Here is a 352-nt window from a genome sequence, read left to right as displayed (position 1 = left end):
AGAAGCGTTTCCTGCTCCTCTTGCAGCTCCTTTTGGGTACTGTCCTTATCATCTGGGTGCTTGGCAAGGTAGGCGGCGGCTTTTTCATACCGGGCAACCTCCGGGTGTTCCTGTTTGAATTTCTCCTTTGTTTTCTTAAAAAATATCTTCTGGTACTTCTCATAGACAGGCTTACATTCCTTGCAGTCTGTCCGGCTGGCAAGAATCCCGTCAATCACTTTGCTGCGGGCTTCCTTTGGCTTCATCTGATTGCGGTAATCTGCGGCTGATTTCCCGGAAGATTCCAGAAACGCTTCTAAGTCCTCCACAGTGGAAAGCCCCTTTTGCCGGAGATAGGACAGGGCTTCGCTGA

General features: G+C 50.0%; 1 pseudogene. It reads right to left on the bottom strand.

Annotation, left to right across the window (positions count from 1 at the left end):
* Positions 1 to 352 (bottom strand): annotated as a pseudogene (locus OCV63_RS17415) (MobQ family relaxase); the annotation flags it as partial.

This window comes from Laedolimicola ammoniilytica (assembly GCF_025567165.1).
GTDB classification, from domain to species: Bacteria; Bacillota; Clostridia; order Lachnospirales; family Lachnospiraceae; genus Laedolimicola; species Laedolimicola ammoniilytica.
The sequence above is the reverse complement of the archived record's forward strand: the minus strand, read 5'-3'. Positions and strand labels throughout refer to the sequence as shown.